The sequence below is a fragment of the Marinomonas aquimarina genome, assembly GCF_900089755.1.
GTDB classification, from domain to species: Bacteria; Pseudomonadota; Gammaproteobacteria; order Pseudomonadales; family Marinomonadaceae; genus Marinomonas; species Marinomonas aquimarina.
The window spans coordinates 243,305-263,755 of the sequence record NZ_FLOC01000002.1 but is presented as its reverse complement, the minus strand read 5'-3'; the positions used below and the strand labels follow the sequence as shown (position 1 = coordinate 263,755).

General features: G+C 47.9%; 17 protein-coding genes. 12 read left to right on the top strand and 5 right to left on the bottom strand.

What is annotated here, in order from left to right; all coding sequences use genetic code 11:
- The first annotated feature begins 47 nt into the window (after positions 1–47).
- The 4 genes from MAQ5080_RS03250 to MAQ5080_RS03235 all read left to right on the top strand — a co-directional run bounded on the left by MAQ5080_RS03250 (position 48) and on the right by MAQ5080_RS03235 (position 3,994).
- On the top strand, positions 48–1,616 hold the full coding sequence (locus MAQ5080_RS03250) for an inorganic phosphate transporter (RefSeq protein WP_067204916.1): 1,569 nt from the start codon (positions 48–50) through the stop codon (positions 1,614–1,616).
- A gap of 105 nt (positions 1,617–1,721) precedes the next feature.
- On the top strand, positions 1,722–2,417 hold the full coding sequence (locus tag MAQ5080_RS03245; protein ID WP_067204919.1) for a hypothetical protein: 696 nt from the start codon (positions 1,722–1,724) through the stop codon (positions 2,415–2,417).
- 69 nt (positions 2,418–2,486) lie between these two features.
- The gene (locus tag MAQ5080_RS03240) at positions 2,487–3,275 is read left to right on the top strand and encodes a hypothetical protein (RefSeq protein WP_067204922.1); all 789 of its coding nucleotides are present in this window, start codon (positions 2,487–2,489) and stop codon (positions 3,273–3,275) included.
- A gap of 101 nt (positions 3,276–3,376) precedes the next feature.
- Entirely contained in the window at positions 3,377–3,994 is a 618-nt protein-coding gene (locus MAQ5080_RS03235; RefSeq protein WP_067204925.1) for a LysE family translocator, read from the top strand.
- Here the strand turns inward: MAQ5080_RS03235 and MAQ5080_RS03230 are convergent.
- Both MAQ5080_RS03230 and MAQ5080_RS03225 read right to left on the bottom strand, forming a co-directional pair.
- The gene (locus MAQ5080_RS03230) at positions 3,991–5,943 is read right to left on the bottom strand and encodes a DNA topoisomerase III (protein ID WP_067204928.1); all 1,953 of its coding nucleotides are present in this window, start codon (positions 5,941–5,943) and stop codon (positions 3,991–3,993) included. The two genes, MAQ5080_RS03235 and MAQ5080_RS03230, sit on opposite strands and share 4 nt — an antisense overlap.
- Before the next feature lie 76 nt (positions 5,944–6,019).
- Positions 6,020–6,505: a universal stress protein gene (locus tag MAQ5080_RS03225; protein WP_067204932.1), complete on the bottom strand. Its 486-nt coding sequence runs from the start codon at positions 6,503–6,505 to the stop codon at positions 6,020–6,022.
- Positions 6,506–6,882: 377 nt separating this feature from the next.
- Here MAQ5080_RS03225 and bamJ point away from each other — a divergent pair, with 377 nt between their 5' ends.
- Positions 6,883–7,503 carry a BamJ family beta-barrel-assembly machinery protein gene (gene bamJ / locus MAQ5080_RS03220; protein ID WP_067204935.1) on the top strand — a complete coding sequence of 207 codons (621 nt, stop codon included), beginning with the start codon at positions 6,883–6,885 and terminating at the stop codon, positions 7,501–7,503.
- 65 nt (positions 7,504–7,568) lie between these two features.
- On the opposite strand, the gene MAQ5080_RS03215 is transcribed toward bamJ, so the two are convergent.
- From MAQ5080_RS03215 to purB, 3 genes are all read right to left on the bottom strand, one after another.
- Entirely contained in the window at positions 7,569–7,985 is a 417-nt protein-coding gene (locus tag MAQ5080_RS03215; RefSeq protein ID WP_067204939.1) for a GNAT family N-acetyltransferase, read from the bottom strand.
- A 4-nt stretch (positions 7,986–7,989) separates the two neighbouring features.
- The gene (locus tag MAQ5080_RS03210; RefSeq protein WP_067204942.1) at positions 7,990–9,180 is read right to left on the bottom strand and encodes a cupin domain-containing protein; all 1,191 of its coding nucleotides are present in this window, start codon (positions 9,178–9,180) and stop codon (positions 7,990–7,992) included.
- A 74-nt stretch (positions 9,181–9,254) separates the two neighbouring features.
- Positions 9,255–10,628: an adenylosuccinate lyase gene (purB, locus tag MAQ5080_RS03205; RefSeq protein WP_067204944.1), complete on the bottom strand. Its 1,374-nt coding sequence runs from the start codon at positions 10,626–10,628 to the stop codon at positions 9,255–9,257.
- A gap of 194 nt (positions 10,629–10,822) precedes the next feature.
- Between purB and MAQ5080_RS03200 the strand changes: the two genes are divergently transcribed.
- From MAQ5080_RS03200 to etfB, 7 genes are all read left to right on the top strand, one after another.
- Positions 10,823–12,424, top strand: coding sequence for a methyl-accepting chemotaxis protein (locus MAQ5080_RS03200; RefSeq protein ID WP_067204947.1), 1,602 nt, complete (start codon positions 10,823–10,825; stop codon positions 12,422–12,424).
- Between the two features lie 208 nt (positions 12,425–12,632).
- Positions 12,633–13,610, top strand: coding sequence for a dipeptidase (locus MAQ5080_RS03195; RefSeq protein ID WP_067204950.1), 978 nt, complete (start codon positions 12,633–12,635; stop codon positions 13,608–13,610).
- 142 nt (positions 13,611–13,752) lie between these two features.
- Positions 13,753–14,298 (top strand): DUF5943 domain-containing protein, encoded by a 546-nt coding sequence (locus MAQ5080_RS03190; RefSeq protein WP_067204953.1) that lies wholly within the window; start codon positions 13,753–13,755, stop codon positions 14,296–14,298.
- A 50-nt stretch (positions 14,299–14,348) separates the two neighbouring features.
- The gene (dgcA, locus tag MAQ5080_RS03185) at positions 14,349–16,412 is read left to right on the top strand and encodes a dimethylglycine demethylation protein DgcA (protein ID WP_067204956.1); all 2,064 of its coding nucleotides are present in this window, start codon (positions 14,349–14,351) and stop codon (positions 16,410–16,412) included.
- Positions 16,413–16,498: 86 nt separating this feature from the next.
- Entirely contained in the window at positions 16,499–18,412 is a 1,914-nt protein-coding gene (locus MAQ5080_RS03180; RefSeq protein ID WP_067205557.1) for a (Fe-S)-binding protein, read from the top strand.
- Positions 18,412–19,671 (top strand): electron transfer flavoprotein subunit alpha, encoded by a 1,260-nt coding sequence (etfA, locus tag MAQ5080_RS03175; RefSeq protein WP_067204959.1) that lies wholly within the window; start codon positions 18,412–18,414, stop codon positions 19,669–19,671. Before MAQ5080_RS03180 ends, etfA begins: the two co-directional genes overlap by 1 nt.
- Complete coding sequence (etfB, locus tag MAQ5080_RS03170; RefSeq protein WP_067204962.1) at positions 19,661–20,431, top strand: electron transfer flavoprotein subunit beta; 771 nt, start codon at positions 19,661–19,663, stop codon at positions 20,429–20,431. The genes etfA and etfB overlap by 11 nt, the downstream gene beginning before the upstream one ends.
- Positions 20,432–20,451: the final 20 nt, after the last annotated feature.

The window sequence follows — 20,451 nt, the reverse complement described above, 5'->3', positions numbered from 1 at the left end:
GCACGTCGCCAACCAGTGTTGTTTAATTACCTAAGAAGACTCTTTTTATGGATCTAGCAAATTACGGCTCAGACACAAAAACTACCCGCGGTGGTGACATTGTTCGTATCCTGATTGCGCTCGCATTCGTTGTGATTGCAGGTTACTACGCATACAGCCATGGTGAGGGCATTTCAAATGTCTCTATTCTGGCCATTGCAGCAGCCTTTGGTGCCTACATGGCGCTGAATATCGGCGCCAACGATGTGGCAAACAACGTTGGCCCTGCAGTGGGCTCAAAAGCACTTTCTATGGTCGGTGCGATCTTGATTGCGGCGGTCTTTGAGGCAGCCGGTGCCTTGATTGCAGGTGGTAGCGTTGTCGGTACTATTAAGAAAGGCATTATCAACCCGAATGCTATTGCCGATGTAGAGACCTTCATCTGGGTGATGATGGCGGCACTGTTAGCGGGTGCGATTTGGTTGAATCTTGCGACTTACCTAGGCGCTCCTGTATCAACAACGCACTCTATTGTGGGTGGCGTAATGGGCGCTGGTATTGCTGCTGGTGGCTGGGATATTGCCAACTGGGGGCAAGTGGGCGCGATCGTGGCTAGTTGGGTGATCTCACCTGCTTTAGGGGGCATTATCGCCGCCACCTTCTTAATTTACATTAAGAAGTCGATTACCTATAAGAGCGACATGATCGGCTCGGCAAAGAAAGTTGTCCCGATCCTAGTTGCCATCATGGTTTGGGCTTTCTCAACCTACTTGGCCATGAAGGGTCTGAAGAAAATTTGGAAGCTAGACATCATTACCGCTCTGATCATTGGTTTTGGTTTGGCGATGACGGCTTACTTTGTGGTTCGTCCATTGATTGATCGTGCTGCGAATGCCTTGACAGGTAACGAGAAAGATTCAGTAAACAGCTTGTTTACTATTCCGTTGATTGTCTCAGCCGCTTTGCTAAGTTTTGCTCACGGTGCCAACGACGTAGCCAACGCGATTGGTCCATTGGCTGCGATCAATGATGCGTTGCTACATGGTGGTGTTTCTGCCAAAGCCTCTATCCCTCTTTGGGTAATGCTAGTGGGTGGTCTTGGTATTGCGATCGGTCTGGCACTATTTGGTCCAAAACTGATTCGTACGGTTGGCTCTGAAATCACTGAGCTAGACAAAACACGTGCTTTCTGTGTGGCGATGGCGGCAGCGATCACGGTTATTATTGCCTCTCAACTAGGCCTACCGGTGAGTTCTACTCACATCGCAGTGGGTGGTATCTTCGGTGTCGGCTTCCTACGTGAGTACTTGAAGCTTTCTTACGAGAAGAAACTGGCACAAATCGAGAAGCACTCTACAAGCTCTGGTCTAGGCGCAGAAGAAACACATGCCTTCGTTGAGCGTTTCAAAGTGGCTGATGTTGAAGAGAAGCGTGCGATCCTACGCGAAGTGAAGTCATTGCAATCTGCACCGATCACTAAGGAGGAGCGTAAGAGTTTGAAGAAAGCGACCAAGAAAGAGCTGGTTAAACGTTCGGCACTGCTTCGCATCGCAGCAGCTTGGATCATCACGGTTCCAGCGTCAGCGATTTTGTCTGCGATCATCTTCTACACACTTTTAGGTTTTTCTGTCGCTTAATTGAGCTCAGTTTGACGCTTTTTAAAAAACCGATCATGCATCATGATCGGTTTTTTTATATGCTTAGCTATCTAATTTGCTGATTCTATTAGCGGAGCGTCTTGTTTGACTGGTTTTCTGGTGACAATTATTGTTGGGGTCACAATTGCATGTGTGGTTGTGGTCACCTTGGTGGCGTTATTACGCTTCCAAAAAGAGCGGCAAGAGCGCCAGCGACAAGAGCTGGAGCAGCTCAGCCGACGCTGTTATCGCATTGTTGATTTGCTCAATTGCTTGACGGATCGCTACTTGCCATTGATGGCTAAGCAAATCTTAGTGGAGTATTTAATTTCAAGTGTTGGCTTGTTGGGCCGATATAAATTGGCAAGGGATTTAGAAGATATGCTGCCGGGTTACATTAGGCTGCTAGACGAGCTCAAGAATGGGCAACAAGCTTCGCTTAATGACAAGGTGCAGACTCATGTGCAGTTGTCGCAAGTCCAACAAGGCTTACAAAGCGTCCCTTTACTGCTGCGAGGCTTGGTTAGTAATGGCTTTGTCGATAAGGCTACCGCGAAAGACCAAGTGACCCTGGTCCGCTTTTCCTTTAGTCTTGCACACCACGATTTGCTGGTGAAAGAAGCGCTGGCGAGCCTGGAATTAGATAAGAAGGCGAGCGCATTGGAAAAGCTACGCCATGCCCTAGCGGAGATGGAGAAGGTGGCTTCCTTTAATGAGTCTGAAGCGGTGATTAATAAACTGAACAATACCATTCAGCGGGTTGAAAACGAATTATTTGGAAAAAGTTCTAGAGCAGGCTAAGTCCTTCTGCTATAAGGGAATTAATGGCTTAGCTATTATTAAAAGAATAGTCGCTTCGGAAAAGAACCTATGACGGCAATTATTATAACGCTACTGCTGATGGCAATCGGTGGCTTTATTGCGTTTGCTATTTACCTACAACTGAAAGAGCAAGCTCGGATTGAGCGCCTGCGCAAAGCGGCGTTACTCAACAACCAATTGCGTCAGGTGCGCCGTTACCTAGATGAAATGCCGGCCCAATATCAGCCTAAAGACATGCGCTTATGGCTTTACCAACGCCTGATTGCTATCTGTGATGAGCTGTTAGCGGTGCAGCCAGATGAGCCTTTGTCCCGTCGTCGTCGCTTCTTGAACGAAGAGATGATTCAGTTTCAAAGCAGCAATGAAAAACGTCGCGCTAAGCCGGTGGTAGACGAAATTCAGATTATGGAGCTTAAGCGCCTATTTGAGTCTTTTCATGGTTATCTGCTGTCCGCTAAATCCAATAAGCAAATTAATGATGAGGCCTTTGCCCATTTCGATGAGCTGATCAATTGGTATCGCTATAAGGTGAACGCGGACCATCATTACTATTTAGCACGTCAGTTCTTTTTGACCCATAAAATGGACGACGCTATTAGCGAATACAATGAAGCCATCAATCAACTTAAACCGATCGAAGAGAACCCTGAAGCGGCGGAATTGATCAATAAGTATCAAGATGCCATTCAAGAAATTAACGATGACCTTGAACTGCAGCAGCGTGAAGCTGAGCTTGAAGCAGAATCCGCAGAAGATTCGGAAGCGGAAGGTGAGCTTGACGATGAGTGGCAAAAGTTTATGGAGCAAGGGGAGTTTCAGAAAAAGAAACACTTCTAATCTCTGCTACGGCTTCCTTCTAATTCCCTCAGTTTGCCATTGCCTAGTGCCTTCATGTCTGGCAACTTTTGAGCTCTGACCATTATCTGCGGGTATCATCTATGAGTTTGGGCTTACTCTCCGTTTTTGTACCAACTTTCTTCTTTGTCTCGATTACACCTGGTATGTGTATGACCTTGGCGATGACGCTGGGGATGACCATTGGTGTGCGACGTTCTCTGTGGATGATGATCGGTGAGCTCACGGGTGTGGGTCTGGTGGCCACCTTATCGGCGGTGGGCGTCGCAGCGTTGCTGTTAAACTACCCAACCGTGTTTATTCTGTTTAAGTATGTTGGGGGAGCCTACCTCGCTTACATTGGTGTGCAGATGTGGTTGTCACGTGGCAAAATGGCCATCAAAGCTGAAGCTGAGGGACGCCAAGCGAGCATTGCTGAGCTGATTTCCCAGGGCTTTATTACGGCGATTGCCAACCCTAAGGGGTGGGCCTTCTTTGTCGCGCTATTGCCGCCTTTTTTGCATCCTGAGCTACCGCTTGCCAAGCAGCTAGTGAGTTTGATTGCCATCATTCTCACGCTAGAGTTTTGTTGTTTGCTGATTTACGCCTCTGGTGGCCGTACCTTGCGCTCTTTGCTGATGAAAAGCGGCAACGTGCGCATTATGAACCGTATTGCGGGCACCTTAATGATGGGGGTGGGGGTGTGGCTAGCGCTGGGCTAGCCGGTTGCTTTGCCTTTGCTTGGTGTACGTCGCTTGGGGCGAGTTTGCGAGCTGCTCTGGCTACTGCGACGCTTGCGTTTAAAGTGGGTTTTCGCTGGGGCCTTAGGCAGGTTGGCGAAGTTGCTCATTGACCCTTGGCGTGCGCCGCTGATCAATTGTTCAAGGGCTTGACTAAGCTCCCCCATAAATTGCTGGTAAGGGAGTGCGTTGTGGCTAATATCATTGAGCATCGCTTCCCATTTTGCGGTCATATCGGGGACTGTGGCACTTTCCGGTAGTGCTTCAATCAAGGCACGGCCAGTGGCCGTGGCATGGATTTGTTTGCCTTCGCGTTGTAAAAAGCTGCGTTTAAACAGGAGCTCGATAATGCCGGCGCGAGTGGCTTCAGTACCCAGTCCATCGGTTTCTTTCAAAATGGCCTTAATGGCTTTATCGCTGACAAAACGGCTAATGCCGGTCATGGCCGCTAGCAGGGTAGCATCGGTAAAGGCGTCAGGTGGCGTGGTCTGCTTAGCCAAGACTTCACCGCGTTGGCAATGAAGCTGTTGCCCTACCACCAGTTGTGGCAACACGGGCTCTTCTTTCTTGCTGGGCGGCATCAGGGCTTTCCAGCCTTGCTTCAATATACTGACACCCTGGGCACTGAACAGTCCGCCTTCAATTTCGACCAGTATTTTGGTGGCGAGGTACTCATACGCTGGCATAAATTGCAGCAAGTACTGGCGTGCAACCAGCTCAAAGATTTTCTTTTCGTCATTATTGAGCTTGTTGAATGCCGTTAATTGCTGAGTCGGAATGATGGCGTGGTGTGCGCCCACTTGTTTGTCGTTCCAAGCTTTGCTTTTTAGGCTAGGATCAGCCTGCTGTGCAGCGGCTTGAAAGTTGAGTTCTAGGCCTTTTAGTTTACTGACAATGCCATTGGCTTGAGAGAATTGCTCGGTGGGTAAGTAGCGGCAATCAGAACGTGGATAGGTGATCATCTGATGGCGCTCGTACAGTGCTTGGCAGGTGTCTAATACCTTTTGCGCATTCATGCCAAAGGCTTTCGCCGCATCGATTTGCAGCGCTGAAAGGTTGTAGGGCAGTGGCGCATTCTGCTTTTTTGGAGTCTTGTTAAACTCTTTCACCGTGGCGGGTTTGTCACTGATGCGACGGGCAACGTTTTCTGCCAGAGCTTGGCTTAAAACACGCCCTTCCTCATCTTGATAGGGAGCGCAGGCCTCACTGGGAAGCCATTTGGCTTGGAAGGGCTGAGTGTCCGTTTCTAGATGGGCGACCACCTGAAAGTAATCTTTCGACACAAATTCTTCCCGCTCTTTGTCGCGTTTGACGACCAAGCCTAAGACTGGGGTTTGCACTCGCCCAACCGATAGAACGCCATTATAGCCTGCTTGGCGTCCTTTGACGGTGTAGGCGCGAGTGAGATTGATGCCGTACAGCCAATCCGCTCTTGATCGCGCTAGGGCAGAACGAGACAGCGCGGCAAACTCTTTATTTGAACGTAACTTATTTAGGGCTTTTTTTACCGCGGCTGGTGTGAGGTCGCTGATCAGTAGGCGCTGGGTTTGTTCAAGTTTGTATTTTGGCACCTTGGCAAAATGCAGTACCTCGTCGACCAAGAGTTGTCCTTCACGATCAGGGTCGCCTGCGTGGACAATCTGGTTGGCATTTTTTAACAGCTTTTTGACAACGCCCAACTGCTTTTTGGTGTTGGCTTTAGGGTTCCACTGCCATTCATTTGGAATAATGGGTAAGTGGTCTAAATTCCATTGCTTAAAGGCTGGGTTGTAGTCTTGTGGTTCAGCCAATTCCAGTAGGTGACCAATGCACCAAGAGACGCAGTCACCGTTGGGGAGTTCGATGTAGCCATCGTGTTTTTTCTGTGGCGTCGGCAGTGCGCTGGCAATGGCGCGAGCAAGGCTGGGTTTTTCGGCAATATAAAGAATCATGGATGCACAAAGGGAAAACTATGTATATGGTTATTTATACAGTATTTTGTGCATCCAAGTCTATTGGCAGTACTATTTACTTAAGAATGGGTACCACCATCACAGGTACACGGCTGTGGTGAACCACTTTGTTCGCCGTAGAGCCGATCACCATCTGGCCAATTTTGCTGTGTGTACGGCTGTTCATAACGATCATGTCCGCACCGGTTTTCTCCGCAACTTTTTCAATCATTTCTGACGGAATGCCGTGCGCTAGTTCGAGTTTAGGTGAGACCGGTAGTTGGCTGATTTCGTCGGCATGGGCTTCCATAAACTGGCCCAAGTAGGTTTGCATGCGTTCCAATGTTGAACGATCGGACTCTTCACGCATTTCTTTGATCGTAGTATCAGAAATATAGTTATTGATCATGTTGGCTGCTTGAGCGCTGATTGGCTCTAGAACGTGTAACAAGACAATATTGGCTTGGTTTGTAATGGCCAAGTTTAAAACCATTTCCATGGTTTGATTAGTTCTAGGCTCTAAATCGCAAGCGTACAAGATAGTACGGATTTTCGGTAACATCGCTATTCTCCTCATCAGGATGATTACTTAGTCTAATCCTTCCATACTACGACGATGTGACGCAAATCAATTTTCCAGATGGCTTAGAGTATATTAGTGGAATTTATACTGTCTTCGTAGCCATCGACCAGAAAACCCAGTGCAGTGATGGCTAAAATGGCGCTCACAAAAGCGATGCTATGCCATTTCTTTTGGCGCTCGGTTGGGAGGATTAAAGTTTGGATCAATCGGCTCATACAGTCACCTCTCATTTTTATTAAATGATAATTGTTTCTATTTATGGTGTCTATATTAAGATTGAATTGCCAAGGTCGGCAATGGGGTTTGGTTGTGATATCCTAATCGCCGAATTTACACGACACTAAAGAGATTACATCATGTCTGAACTGTCTTTTGACACAAACGAAGCGAAAATCGCTTACGGAATCGGTCGCCAGATCGGTGATCAACTTCGTGGAAGCGACCTAGGTGAGCTTTCCCTAGACCACCTATTCGCAGCAATCAAAGATGCATTGAACGAACAGCCAATGGCAGTTCCTGGTGAAGAACTTGAAGCGGCATTTGCTGAGCTTCAAGAAAAGATGGAAGCGAAATCTAAAGCGGCAGCAGCAGAAGCGGTTGCGGCAGGTGAAGCCTTCCTAGCTGAAAACCAAGCACGTGAAGGTGTTCAGGTAACGGCTTCTGGTCTGCAATACGAAGTAATCGAAGAAGGTACTGGTAACCAGCCAGTAGCGTCTTCAAACGTTCGTGTACACTACGAAGGTCGTCTAGTGGACGGTCAAGTATTTGACAGCTCAATCGCTCGTGGCGAGCCAATCGAATTCCCTCTAGCTGGCGTTATTGCCGGTTGGACTGAAGGTCTTCAGTTGATGAAAGAAGGTGCGAAATACCGTTTCGCAATTCCTTCTGAGCTTGCTTACGGCGCACAAGGCGCTGGTGCATTGATCAAGCCACACTCTGTATTAGTATTCGACGTTGAGCTAATCGCCATCGTTTAATCGTTAGTACAAAGAAAAATAGGAGCCAATGGCTCCTATTTTTTTGCCTTTATTTAGCGGCTTAGCTAGATCTCTCGCACCATCTTTACATGCGGTTTGCCCGCTTGCATAAAGATTCTGCCATCTGTGCTAAAACCATGGGCTTGGTAAAAGATCTGCACATCGACCATAGCATGTAAGTACACCTGCCTTATCTGCATCTCACGCGCCACTTGAATGGCTTTACGCAATAGCAAAGTGCCGTTACCTTGCTGGCGGTAATTGGGTAAGACCGCTAAACGGCTAATTTGGCCATCCTCAGTTAAGCGGCAAACGCCAACTGGAACCGCGGTCGTGCCAAAGGCGACAAAATGAATCGCGTCTTCATCTTTATCGTCCCACTCGTCTTGTTCATCAATACCTAGTTCCAGAATAAACACTTGGCGTCGAACAAAACTCAGTTGCGCTTTACTGCTGTTCCAATCAGAGGTCAGTACTTTCATGCCGTTATTCGTCCTCGTGGGGCAGTGCGACTAATGCTTGATGCTGTAGAAGAAAGCGTAGGGCTTCTGCCAATTGTGGGTGCTGATTGATTTCTAGACCGCTGAAATCAAACTCTTCTTGGTCACAGATGGCTTGAATAAAGTCGACCAATTCCGCATCCAGCTCAAGCGCGTTGCCATTACAGTATAGTGTACAGCTCGATTCAGCCTCATTTAGGTAGTAACAAAGGCGCGCATCGCCGGGGCGAATAAAGGTGTCGCCGTGCTGAGCTTGAGCAAAGGTTTCTTCCAGCTCTTGCGCGTTTAGCTGGACACTGTATTCAGGGTATTTCGTTTCGCTCATGGTTTCGCCTAGCCAGTTGGCGAGCAAAGTCGGAGAGTCGATGAGTTCAAGAAGCTTTTGCTTAAGGTGATCAATGTCGCTGGCTTGAATCTGCGCGTGGTGATCACGCTCCAGTGGCTCAGGTGCGGCAAAGCGATTTTTTTCATTGATTTCTTCACAAGCTTTGTCGGTCAGGCCTTGTAGGGCAGCTTGTACGGATGGTGCGCGAAAACCAACCGAGAAGGTCATGCATTCGTTATCCAGAGCACGGCCATTGTGTGCAAAATTAGGTGGCAAATACAAAATATCTCCGGCTTCCAGTTCGTAATCCTGCTCTGGATCGACTTCAAAGTTATCGAGGATATGAAGCTTGCTGTCGGCGAGGTTAGTATCTTGGTATTGCTCTGGCGCCAATACTTGCCAGCGGCGTTTGCCGGCCATTTGCACTAGAAACACATCGTATTGGTCATAATGTGGGCCAACGCTGCCGCCTTCAGTTGCGTAGCTCACCATAACATCATCAACGCGCCAGCTAGGGAGGAAGTTAAAACGTTCTTTCAGGGCTTGTACTTCAGGTACCCAATGATCCACGGCTTGCACCAGTAGTGTCCATTCCTGTTCTGGAAGCTCAGCAAACGTCGCTTCGTCGAACGGGCCCTGTAGTAATTGCCAAGGTGTTTCACCTTGTTCAATAACGATACGGGATTCGACTTCTTCTTCCATGGCAAGTCCGGCCAACTCATCGGCACTAATTGGCAGTTCGATGTCTTTTGCGCCACCGCGAATCAGCAAAGGTTTTTTCTGCCAGTATTCTTGGTAAAACGTTTTTGCACTCATACCAGCGAGAATGGTTAGGGGCGTATCGATATTCATAATAAATTCTCATCAAAAAAAAGAGCCGTTATAAAACGGCTCTTTGTGTATAAGAAATAGCATTGGTTGCTAACTTAGCCGCGAATAGCTTTCGCTTGGGCTACGGCGTTACCAATGTAGTTTGAAGGAGTAAGCGCTTTAAGCTCTTCTTTCGCTTGCTCAGGAAGCTCAAGCTTATCAACAAACTCTTGCATGATTTCTTGGTTGATCGTACGGCCACGAGTTAGCTCTTTTAGCTTCTCGTATGGTGCTTCGATACCGTAGCGACGCATCACGGTTTGGATTGGCTCAGCCAATACTTCCCAAGAGCTATTTAGGTCTTCGTTTAGACGTACAGCGTTAATTTCTAGTTTGCTGATGCCTTTTAAAGACGCTTGGTAAGCAATCAAGCTGTGTGCAAGACCCACACCTAGGTTACGAAGAACCGTCGAGTCAGTTAGGTCGCGCTGCCAGCGAGAGATTGGCAGTTTCGCGCTCAGGTGGCCCATGATCGCATTGGCGATGCCCAAGTTACCTTCTGAGTTTTCGAAGTCAATTGGGTTAACTTTATGGGGCATAGTAGAAGAGCCGATTTCGCCAGCGATGGTCTTCTGCTTGAAGTAACCTAGAGAGATGTAGCCCCAAACGTCACGGTCAAAGTCGATTAGGATCGTGTTGAAACGGCAAATCGCATCGTAAAGTTCAGCGATGTAGTCGTGTGGTTCGATCTGAGTGGTGTAAGGGTTCCACGTTAGACCTAGAGAAGTGACAAACTTCTCCGCGTGAGCTTGCCAGTCAACTTGTGGGTAAGCAGAAAGGTGAGCGTTGTAGTTGCCTACGGCACCGTTGATTTTGCCTAGGAACTCAATGGCTTCCACTTGCTTGATCTGACGCGCAAGACGAGCCGCTACGTTGGCCATTTCTTTACCTACCGTACTTGGCGACGCAGTTTGGCCGTGTGTACGAGATAGGATGGATTGGTCTGCATGTTCGATCGCCAATTCTTCAATCGCAGTCAGAACGGCTTTCATTTCAGGAAGAATGGCTTCAGCCAGTGCTTCGTTTAGCATCAATGCATGAGAAAGGTTGTTGATGTCTTCAGACGTACAAGCGAAGTGTACGAATTCAGAGACCGCTGCCAGCTCAGCGTTGTCTGCAATTTTGCCTTTGATGAAGTACTCAACCGCTTTTACGTCGTGGTTGGTGGTTTTTTCGATGTCTTTGATAGATTGCGCGTCGGCTTCAGAGAAGTTGGCGGCCAAATCATCAAGAATCGCATTTGCTTCAGCACTTAGTGCCGGTACTTCAGAAATTTGCGGGTGCGCAGCGAGCGCTTGAAGCCAACGTACTTCTACGATAACACGCATACGTAGTAGGCCGTACTCACTAACAGAGCGGCGTAGCGCGTTCGTTTTAGAGCCGTAACGACCGTCGATCGGGGAAATCGCATTTAAGCTGGTTAATTGCATTGAGTAAACGCCTCGAACATGGTTTTTCAGGGAGCCGCTATTATAGGCGAAAGCCGACGCTGGTGCTACGTTAACGCTTTGTAAATGCAGCGAATAGAGCGGACAAATTATTACATTATAAATTTTTATGTTGCGTAGTGGTTTTAATAACATGGAGGAATGAATTGAATATAAAAAAATAGTAAGGAATCAAGATGACGATTAATCGTTTATACGGGTTAGTAATCGGCGCTATTTTATTTATCTTGGTGGCTTTATATGCCATTACCGAATATGGCCTGACCATCAATAAGCAAGCCATACACGAAGAAGTAAAGTTGGCGAATGCTGTGGGAGTGATGAAAGATGCTCGTTACTACACGGTTCAAGTGCAGCAGTTCTTGACGGATATGGGGGCGACGCGAGGCTCTGATGCGCTGCCTGAGGCGCAAGCAAGCCTTAAAGGTGCCAAGGCAAGTCTGGATCAGTTGGTTGTTTACCTGCCGGAATACCGTAATCAAGTAGACGTGCTGCAACGCAGTCTCGATCAGCTGTATCAATCCGGGTACACCATGGCACTTGCCTACATTAATGAGGGAACGGAAGCGGGTAATCGGCTAATGAAGGGGGCTGGCGGCTTGGATGAGGCGTCGATGGCATTGGCTGGTACCATGGATGAAGTGTCCGTTGTGTTGGAGCAACGTTTAAAAAACAACTCGGCGAATAGCATTGCTAACATAGACGAAACCGAAGCGGTGGTGATGTGGAGTGCGCTAGCATCCGCTATCTTAGTGGTCAGTTTGCTGATTGGTTTGCGTCAAAAAACGCTGCCGGATATTCGTAAGCTTGAGCATTCATTGCATGATATCGCGCAAGGGGCTCGCGACTTAACCTTCCGTTTGGATGAAACGGGCGATGATGAATTGGCGGATGTTGCGAAAAGTTTTAACCGCTTTATTGCCAGCTTAAATACCCTGGTGGGCACGGTTCAAGGGCAATCGCAGGAGTTGGCAAGTGTTGGCGAGCAAATGTTGGCGGCCTCAGAGCGAACGCGCTCTGGTATGGAGGCGTTGCAAAATGAAACGCTTGGTATCGCTGGTGCGATTGAAGAAATGCAAGGTACCATCCGTTATGTGGCAGAAGGGGCAGATGAAACTGCAAGTGCTGCCAAAGAGTCGGATCAGTATGCTCAGGAAGTCTCAACGATTGTTGCTGATAATGCCGCATCTATAACGCGTTTGGCACAGGGCGTTGATAAAACGGCGGATGCATTGCAATCGCTTGAAACACAAACAGGAGACGTAGGGAGTATCTTGGATGTGATTCGTGATATCGCTGATCAGACAAATTTGCTGGCTTTAAATGCTGCGATTGAAGCGGCTCGTGCGGGTGAGCAGGGGCGTGGTTTTGCAGTGGTGGCGGACGAAGTTCGTACCTTGGCGCAAAGAACACAGGAATCGACCGAACAAATTCAGCAGATGATTAGCAAGCTGCAAGCAGGGGCCCACGAAGCCGTTGTGGTGATGAGTGCGAGTAAACAGCAGGCGGAGCAAACCGTCGAGCAATCCAACGAAGCCAGTGCAGCGTTAAGTAAAATCACGGTATCGATCAGTAGTATGTCTGCTAAAGCAACAGAAATAGCGGCGGCAATGGAGCAGCAAGCGGCGACGGCTGAGGCCATCGATGGGCGCATTCGTTTTATTCGTGATGAAGCGATGACCACTAGTAACGATGCAAACCAGACCAATCAGGCCAGTGTGACGGTGCAAAAGCAGGCATCTGAATTGAGAAAAATAGTGTCTTCATACCGTGTTTAGTGGTATTTAGACTATCCTTTCATAGGGGGCCTATCGGCACCCCTTATTTATACCATTCTGATGGGGGTGGTGTCGTAATTGACGTCGGTTTTGGTATGGCTAAAGTCGTTTCCAGCCACTAATAGTTTTATGCATAGTCATAAACTGACCTCATCGGAAGGTGTTTCTTCCACGTAATCCTATATTTGATATAAAGGAAAAAAGAACGATGAATGCAGCGGAATTACATGATAAGGCTATTGTGATTGATGGCTTGATTTGTGCGAACTGGAATCGCGAGTTATTTGAAGACATGGCTAAAGGTAAGCTGACTGCAGCGAACTGTACAATGTCGTTCTGGGAAAATTTTGAAGGTGCCGTTCAAAACATTGCTGATATGAACAAGATGATCGATGAGAACAGCGATCTACTTCTTAAAGTTCGTACCACAAAAGACATTCACCGTGCCAAAGCAGAAGGCAAAACGGGTGTCATGATGGGCTTTCAAAACGCTCACCCTTACGAAGATCAAATTGGTTACGTACAAATCTTAAAAGATCTAGGTGTTGGTATTACACAGATGTGTTACAACACGCAGAACTTAGTTGGTACTGGCTGTTACGAGCGTGATGGTGGTCTGTCTGGTTTCGGTCGTGAGATCGTTGCTGAAATGAACCGCGTTGGTGTGCTATGTGACCTATCTCATGTAGGTGCTAATACAGCGAAAGAAGTTATCATCGAATCAAGCAAGCCTGTGGCTTACTCACACTGTCTGCCATCTGGTCTGAAAGAACACCCACGTAACCGTTCTGATGAAGAGTTAAAGTTCATTGCAGATAACGGTGGTTTCGTTGGTGTGACAATGTTTACTCCATTCCTACGTGCAGGCGTTAACGCTACTGTCGATGACTATGTTGAAGCAATCCAATATGTTTACAACATCGTAGGTGAAGATGCGATCGGTATCGGTACTGACTTCACTCAAGGTCATGGTGAAGATTTCTTCGAATACTTGACTCACGACAAAGGTTATGCACGTCGTCTAACTCGCTTCGGTGAGATTATTAACCCGAAAGGTATCCGTACAGTAGGTGAATTCCCTAACTTGACGGAAGCACTTCTTCGCCATGGTTTCACAGAACGTCAAGTTCTTAAGATCATGGGTGAGAACTGGGTTAACCTACTTGCTGAGGTTTGGGGCGAGTAATTTTTTACGTTTATGCCGAAAAACGGCTTATAGCGAGAAGTTGAAGTCGATAACTGCAAAGTCTATCGGCTTCAACTTTGTTTTAATAGGGTTTTTAGGAAACGCGAAGCGTTCCAAGCTTTCACAGATTTGAGGTGTAATAATGGGTACACATGCTCCAGAAATGCCAATCGTAGTTGATGATGAAACAGGCGTATGGACAACGGATGCGTTGCCAATGCTTTACGTTCCACGTCACTTCTTCGTAAACAACCATATGGGTATCGAAGATGAGATCGGCGCAGAGCGTTATGCAGAGATTCTTTACAAAGCAGGCTACAAATCTGCTTACTTCTGGTGTGAGCAAGAGGCAGCTTGTCACGGTATCTCTGGCGCTGATGTTTGGCACCACTACCTAAAACGTCTATCTCAACGTGGTTGGGGTTTCTTCATCACTGAAGAGCTAGATATCGAGAAAGGTACTGCTAAAGTACGTCTTGAAAATTCTGCGTTCGTTTACCACTACGAAAAGATTCACGGTAAAAAAGTAAATCGTAAAATCGATTACATGTTTACTGGTTGGTTTGCTGGTGCAATGGATCAAATCGCGGAAGCGCAAGGTCTATCTGTTCGTACTAAAGCAGAACAAACGCAGTGTGCAGCCGAAGAAGGTTGTGATGTGGGTTACTTCGAAGTAACACCGCTTTAATTATTATTAAAATTTGTCAGTCTATCGTTTAAAAAAGGCGGGGTTCCACTATGTCCCAGTTTGATGTGCTGTTTCAGCCACTGAATATCAATAAATTAACCATTCGTAACCGTGTCGTAAGTACGGCTCACGCAGAGGTTTACGCAACCGACGGTGGTATGACTACCGATCGCTATGTTAAGTACTACGAAGAGAAAGCGAAAGGCGGTTGTGGTTTATGTATCTGTGGTGGTTCGAGTGTTGTATCCATCGACAGTCCACAAAGCTGGTGGAGCTCTGTCAACCTATCGACAGATCGCATTATTCCTCACTTCCAAAATCTTGCTGACGCAGTGCACAAGCACGGCGGCAAGATCATGATCCAGATTTCTCACATGGGTCGTCGTTCACGTTGGGACGGTGAAAACTGGCCTAACCTAATGTCTCCATCTGGTATCCGTGAGCCTGTTCACCGCGCGACTTGTAAAACAATCGAAGTGGAAGAAATCTGGCGTGTAATCGGCGACTTCGCTCAAGCAGCGCGTCGTGCCAAAGAAGGTGGTCTAGACGGTGTTGAGCTGTCTGCAGTACACCAACACATGATTGACCAATTCTGGTCTCCACGTGTAAACAAACGTACTGACGAATGGGGTGGTTCATTCGAAGGTCGTATGAAGTTCGGTCTAGAAGTTGCTAAAGCCGTTCGTGCAGAAGTAGGTCCAGACTTCGTTGTTGGTATGCGTATCACGGGTGACGAGTTCCACCCAGACGGTCTAAACCACGACGACATGAAACAAATTGCTAAGTACTACGATGACACTGGCCTAATCGACTACTTTGGTGTAGTAGGTTCTGGTTGTGACACGCACAACACTCTAGCAAACGTAATTCCAAACATGAGCTACCCACCTGAGCCATTCCTACACTTGGCTGCAGGCATCAAAGAAGTAGTAAGTGTTCCAGTTATCCACGCTCAGAACATCAAAGATCCTAACCAAGCTAAGCGTATCATCGAAGCTGGTTACGTTGATTTTGTTGGTATGACGCGTGCACACATCGCTGACCCACACTTGATCACGAAAATCAAAAACGACCAAGTTGACCAAATCCGTCAGTGTGTTGGTGCAAACTACTGTATCGACCGTCAGTACCAAGGTCTTGACGTTCTATGTATCCAAAACGCGGCAACATCTCGTGAATACATGGGTCTTCCTCACATCATCGAGAAGACTGAAGGACCTATCCGCAACGTAGTTGTTGTTGGTGGTGGCCCTGGTGGTCTGGAAGCGGCACGTGTTGCAGCTGAGCGTGGCCACAAAGTGACATTGCTTGAGCGTAACGACGAGCTTGGTGGTCAAATCACAATCGCTGCGAAAGCACCACAGCGTGACCAAATCGCGGGTATCACTCGTTGGTTGGTGATGGAACTTGATCGTCTAGGCGTAGAAGTTCGTACTGGCGTAAATGCTGATGCGCAAATGATCCGTGACCTTAAGCCTGATGTATGTGTGATGGCTACCGGTGGTCGTCCATACATTGACCAAAGCCCAGCATGGGGTGCAGAGGAAGGCCTAGTAGTATCTAGCTGGGACATCCTAAACGGTAAAGTTGAGCCAGGTAAGAACGTTCTTATCTACGACACAATCTGTGAATTCTCAGGTTTGTCTGCTGCTGACTACCTAGCATCTAAAGGTTCACTAGTTGAAATCGTAACTGACGACATTAAAGCTGGTGTTGGTATCGGTGGTACAACGTTCCCAACTTACTACCGTTCTCTATACGAGAAAGAAGTAGTAATGACGTCTGACTTCCTACTAGAGAAAGTTTACCGTGAAGGTGACAACCTAGTAGCAGTACTTGAAAACGAGTACACAGGTCAGCACGAAGAGCGCGTTGTCGACCAAGTAGTTGTTGAAAACGGCATTCGTCCAAATGAAGAGCTATACTACGCTCTTAAAGAAGAGTCTCGTAACAAAGGTCAGCTTGATGTTGAAGCACTATTTGACATCAAACCACAGCCAATTCTTTCTGAAAGTGGCGACGGCATGATCTTGTGGCGTCTAGGTGACTGTGTATCTCAGCGTAACACTCACGCTGCGATGTATGATGCCCTACGTCTATGTAAAGACCTATAATCGTTTAGCCATTCAAAACTAAACCAAAAAAACGAACCCAAGAGGCGGCTCTACGCCGCCTCTTTCATGTAATACGAGGGTGAATGATGGTTATCGACTGGTTACCTTCAATTCTAATTGTTGCTCTGCTGCTAATAGGTGTTGTCGGCATGTTGCGCCGCAGTAGTCTATGGCGCGCAGGACGACCAGAAAAAGTCAATATCATCGCTGGTCTACTAGCGATGCCCGGACGCTACTTCAAAGATTTGCACCATGTTGTAGAACGCGATAAGTATATGGCGAATACACACGTTGCAACCGGTGGTGGTTTCGTCCTATCTATGGTGCTGGTTTTAGTAGTGCACGTGTTTAAAGTGGAGCAACAAATTGTTGCTTGGGCTTTGCTAGCCGCGCTTCTACTAATGCTTGTGGGTGCCTTCTTTGTATTCAAACGTCGTCTTAATCCGCCTGAGCGCCTATCAAAAGGCCCTTGGATGCGTTTGCCAAAAAGCCTGATCATTTTTGCTCTAACGTTCATCGTTTTGACGCTGCCTGCTGCAGGTGTTCTACCTGAAGGTACTGGCGGTGTTGCCTTGATCGCTGTGTTGAGCATTGGTGTGATCATCGGTCTTGGTGAATTGCTATTTGGCATGGGTTGGGGCGGTCCTATGAAGCACGCCTTCGCCGGTACACTTCACTTGGCTTTCCACCGTCGCCCAGAGCGCTTTGGTGGAGGTCGTTCAACTGGCCTAAAACCAGTTGACCTAGAAGGTGATGTGCTAGGTGTAGCGAAACCAAGCGACTTCAAATGGAACCAGCTACTAGGTTTTGATGCCTGTGTTCAGTGTGGTAAGTGTCAGGCAATGTGTCCTGCCTTTGCCGCTGGTCAGCCATTGAACCCGAAAAAACTTATCCAAGACATGGTGGTAGGTCTTGCTGGCGGTACTGATGCCAATTACGCGGGTAGCCCATACCCAGGTAAAGAAGTTGGTAACGCCAAAGGTGGTCCAAACGAGATCATTACAGCAGGTCTTGTAAGCCAAGAAACACTTTGGTCATGTACTACGTGTCGTGCCTGTGTGGAAGAGTGTCCAATGATGATCGAGCACGTTGATGCCATCGTTGACATGCGTCGTTTCCTAACTATGGAAAAAGGCGAAACGCCAAACAAAGGTTCTGAAGTTCTTGAAAACATTATCGCAACAGACAACCCGAATGGTTACGCTCCTGGTAGCCGTACCAACTGGGCTGCTGACCAAAACCTTGCGGTCATGAAAGACAAGAAAGAAGTCGACGTTCTATTCTGGGTGTCTGACGGTGCTTTTGATATGCGTAGTCAGCGTATCCTACGTGCCTTCGTGAAACTAATGAAAGCGGCGGACGTTGATGTTGCTATCCTTGGTGATGAAGAACGCGATAGCGGCGACGTTGCACGTCGTCTAGGTGATGATGCAACCTTCCAAAGCCTTGCGAAACGCAACTTGGCAACGCTTGGTCAGTACAAGTTCAACAAGATCGTAACCACCGATCCACACGCTTATCACTGTCTACGTAATGAATACGCTGACTTTGATAAAGACGGTGCATTGGCGGGTGTTGAAGTTTTGCACCACACTACATTCTTGAACCAACTAGTTCAGTCTGGCGCGCTTAAACTTGACGCATTCAAAGGCGGCAAAGTGACTTACCACGATCCATGTTACCTTGGTCGTTACAATGGTGAGTACGAAGCACCACGCGATCTACTACGTTCATTGGGTATTGAAATCTCTGAAATGGAACGCTCTGGCTTCCGCTCACGTTGTTGTGGCGGTGGTGGTGGCGCACCAATCACGGATATCCCAGGTGAACGCCGTATCGCAGACATGCGTATGGAAGATGCGAGCGCAACCGGTGCTGAGCTTGTTGCAGTAGGCTGTCAACAATGTACAGCCATGCTTGAAGGTGTTGTTGAGCCTCGTCCAGAAGTGAAAGACATCTCAGAAATCCTAGTGGATCAATTGGTTGAGGAGGTTCACTAATGAGTGACATCATTCGTCGTGACCCACGTGCAGAATGGATTATGCGTAACCGTCTGCACCCACTGCATGATCAGTACATGAGTCAAGAAGAGGGCGGCGAAGTGCGCGGCCCATCTGGCTTGATTCGTAAGTTCCCGCACAAAGTTGGCTTTATCGGTCCAAACGGTATTAAACGTATCGACCGTCTTAAAGGTAACTCTTCTGCACCGAAAGGTAAGCGTTCAGCTGCGGCGCAAGAGGTTCAATTACCTCTGCATAAAGTGGACAGCCCTGATTACTACATCATGGTGGTTGCGGATATGGTCGGTGGTCGTCTGACTGGCCACGATAAAGATATCCTAGGTCTAGCGCACAAGCTGATCGCTGAGCAAGGTGGCAACGGTGCCGTTGTTGCTGTGTGCTTCGGTGAAGTGAAAGAAGAAAACTTCGATACAGCAGGCGTTGACCGCGTGCTGCATATCGAAGGTGAAGCTTTCGAAGGCTACGCTCCTGAGGCTCGTGTTCAAGCACTGGCTAAAGTGGAAGCACAGTACACTGTGAAGCACTGGTTGTTCCCAGACAGCATCCACGGTGGTTGTGATCTAGCGTCTCGTCTGTCTGCTCGTCTAGGTGAGCGTCCAGCGACTCAAGCATGGCAAGTCAATGCTGAGCAAACAGTAAGCCGCGGTGCTTCTGCAAGCTTAGACATTACGCGTCAAACGCCGAAGATCTTGATGCTGCTAGAAGAGTGTGCTGACGCGATTGACGAAACTCGTCATGAAGCGACACCAATCACTCTTGATGATGTTGCGGTTTCAGCGGCAACGATCAAAGATAAAGGTCTAATGGCTGTGGATCCAAATGCGATCCCAATGGCCGAAGCGGAATTTATCTTGTCTGCAGGTAACGGTATCCATAACTGGGATCAGTTCCACGAAGCAGCGAAAGTACTAGGTGCCACAGAAGGTGCCAGCCGTGTGGCGGTGGATGATGGTTTCATGCCACGTTCTCGTCAGGTTGGTGCAACCGGTACTTGGGTTACTGCTCGTGTCTACATTGCCGTAGGTATCTCTGGTGCGATCCAGCACATGCAGGGTATCGGACAAGTGGACAAAGTGATTGCAATCAATACAGACGCTGGCTGTGACATGGTCAAACGTGCTGCGCTAAGTGTTATCGGTGACAGTGAAGAAATTCTAGCAGAATTGATGAAGCTGGCAGCTGAGCACAAGCAAACAAGCCTAAGCGATCAAGCGGAGGAGAATAGCAATGCCGCATAAAGTCATTTCTTTAATCTCTGTCGGTCGTCACCCACAATCAGGCCGTTCTCGTCGTGCAGACCAGGACAGCCGTGCTGTGGAACTTGGCTTAAAGCTTGCGGGTACGGATCTAGATGTCGTTCACGCTGGTAGTTCAGAAGAGCCTGTCTTGCGTCAGTACGCTGGTATGGGTCTGCCTAAAGTGACTGTTTTGGAACAAGCGGAAAGTGCCGATGCATTGCCTGCGATTTCAAGCTACCTAAAAACACAACAAGCAGACATCGTATTGACGGGTGTGCGTTCTGAAAGTGGTGAGTCATCTGGTATGACCCCTTACCTTCTTGCAGAGCAGCTAGGCTGGCCAATTGTTGCGCGTGTTGCTGATATTGTTGAAGTGAAAGATGGTGAAGCGCAGGTGTTACTTGCACTTCCTCGTGGTCAACGTCGCCAAGTGACGGTGAAGTTGCCTTTCATTGCATCGATTGATAACGCAGCAGAAGCGGCTCGTCAGAGTGCTTTTGGTCCAGGCTTACGTGCCAAAATGGAAGCACAGTCTGGCTCAACGGAAGAAGATTCTGTTCGTGTGAACTGGAGCGAGGCACCAGCGAAAGCTCGTCCGAAGCGTCTAAAAGTTGTCAAAGCGAAGACTGCTGCGGATCGTTTCAAGGCGGCCACAGCTAAGCCTCAAGGCGGTTCTGGTAAGGTAATGAAGAACGAATCTGCGCAAGAACAAGCGCAGGCAATTTTCGACTTGCTGATCGAAGAAAAAATTATTCGTTAAGAAGTACACTTCTTTAGAAT

Excerpts from the sequence above, each read along its gene's own strand:
- MAQ5080_RS03210 (WP_067204942.1), bottom strand. The coding sequence starts at position 9,180 with ATGAATATCGATACGCCCCTAACCATTCTCGCTGGTATGAGTGCAAAA.
- MAQ5080_RS03250 (WP_067204916.1), top strand. The coding sequence starts at position 48 with ATGGATCTAGCAAATTACGGCTCAGACACAAAAACTACCCGCGGTGGT.
- MAQ5080_RS03180 (WP_067205557.1), top strand. The coding sequence starts at position 16,499 with ATGGTTATCGACTGGTTACCTTCAATTCTAATTGTTGCTCTGCTGCTA.
- MAQ5080_RS03195 (WP_067204950.1), top strand. The coding sequence starts at position 12,633 with ATGAATGCAGCGGAATTACATGATAAGGCTATTGTGATTGATGGCTTG.
- MAQ5080_RS03200 (WP_067204947.1), top strand. The coding sequence starts at position 10,823 with ATGACGATTAATCGTTTATACGGGTTAGTAATCGGCGCTATTTTATTT.
- MAQ5080_RS03225 (WP_067204932.1), bottom strand. The coding sequence starts at position 6,505 with ATGTTACCGAAAATCCGTACTATCTTGTACGCTTGCGATTTAGAGCCT.
- etfA (WP_067204959.1), top strand. The coding sequence starts at position 18,412 with ATGAGTGACATCATTCGTCGTGACCCACGTGCAGAATGGATTATGCGT.
- MAQ5080_RS03190 (WP_067204953.1), top strand. The coding sequence starts at position 13,753 with ATGGGTACACATGCTCCAGAAATGCCAATCGTAGTTGATGATGAAACA.
- MAQ5080_RS03230 (WP_067204928.1), bottom strand. The coding sequence starts at position 5,943 with ATGATTCTTTATATTGCCGAAAAACCCAGCCTTGCTCGCGCCATTGCC.
- MAQ5080_RS03235 (WP_067204925.1), top strand. The coding sequence starts at position 3,377 with ATGAGTTTGGGCTTACTCTCCGTTTTTGTACCAACTTTCTTCTTTGTC.
- dgcA (WP_067204956.1), top strand. The coding sequence starts at position 14,349 with ATGTCCCAGTTTGATGTGCTGTTTCAGCCACTGAATATCAATAAATTA.
- MAQ5080_RS03215 (WP_067204939.1), bottom strand. The coding sequence starts at position 7,985 with ATGAAAGTACTGACCTCTGATTGGAACAGCAGTAAAGCGCAACTGAGT.
- etfB (WP_067204962.1), top strand. The coding sequence starts at position 19,661 with ATGCCGCATAAAGTCATTTCTTTAATCTCTGTCGGTCGTCACCCACAA.
- purB (WP_067204944.1), bottom strand. The coding sequence starts at position 10,628 with ATGCAATTAACCAGCTTAAATGCGATTTCCCCGATCGACGGTCGTTAC.
- MAQ5080_RS03240 (WP_067204922.1), top strand. The coding sequence starts at position 2,487 with ATGACGGCAATTATTATAACGCTACTGCTGATGGCAATCGGTGGCTTT.
- bamJ (WP_067204935.1), top strand. The coding sequence starts at position 6,883 with ATGTCTGAACTGTCTTTTGACACAAACGAAGCGAAAATCGCTTACGGA.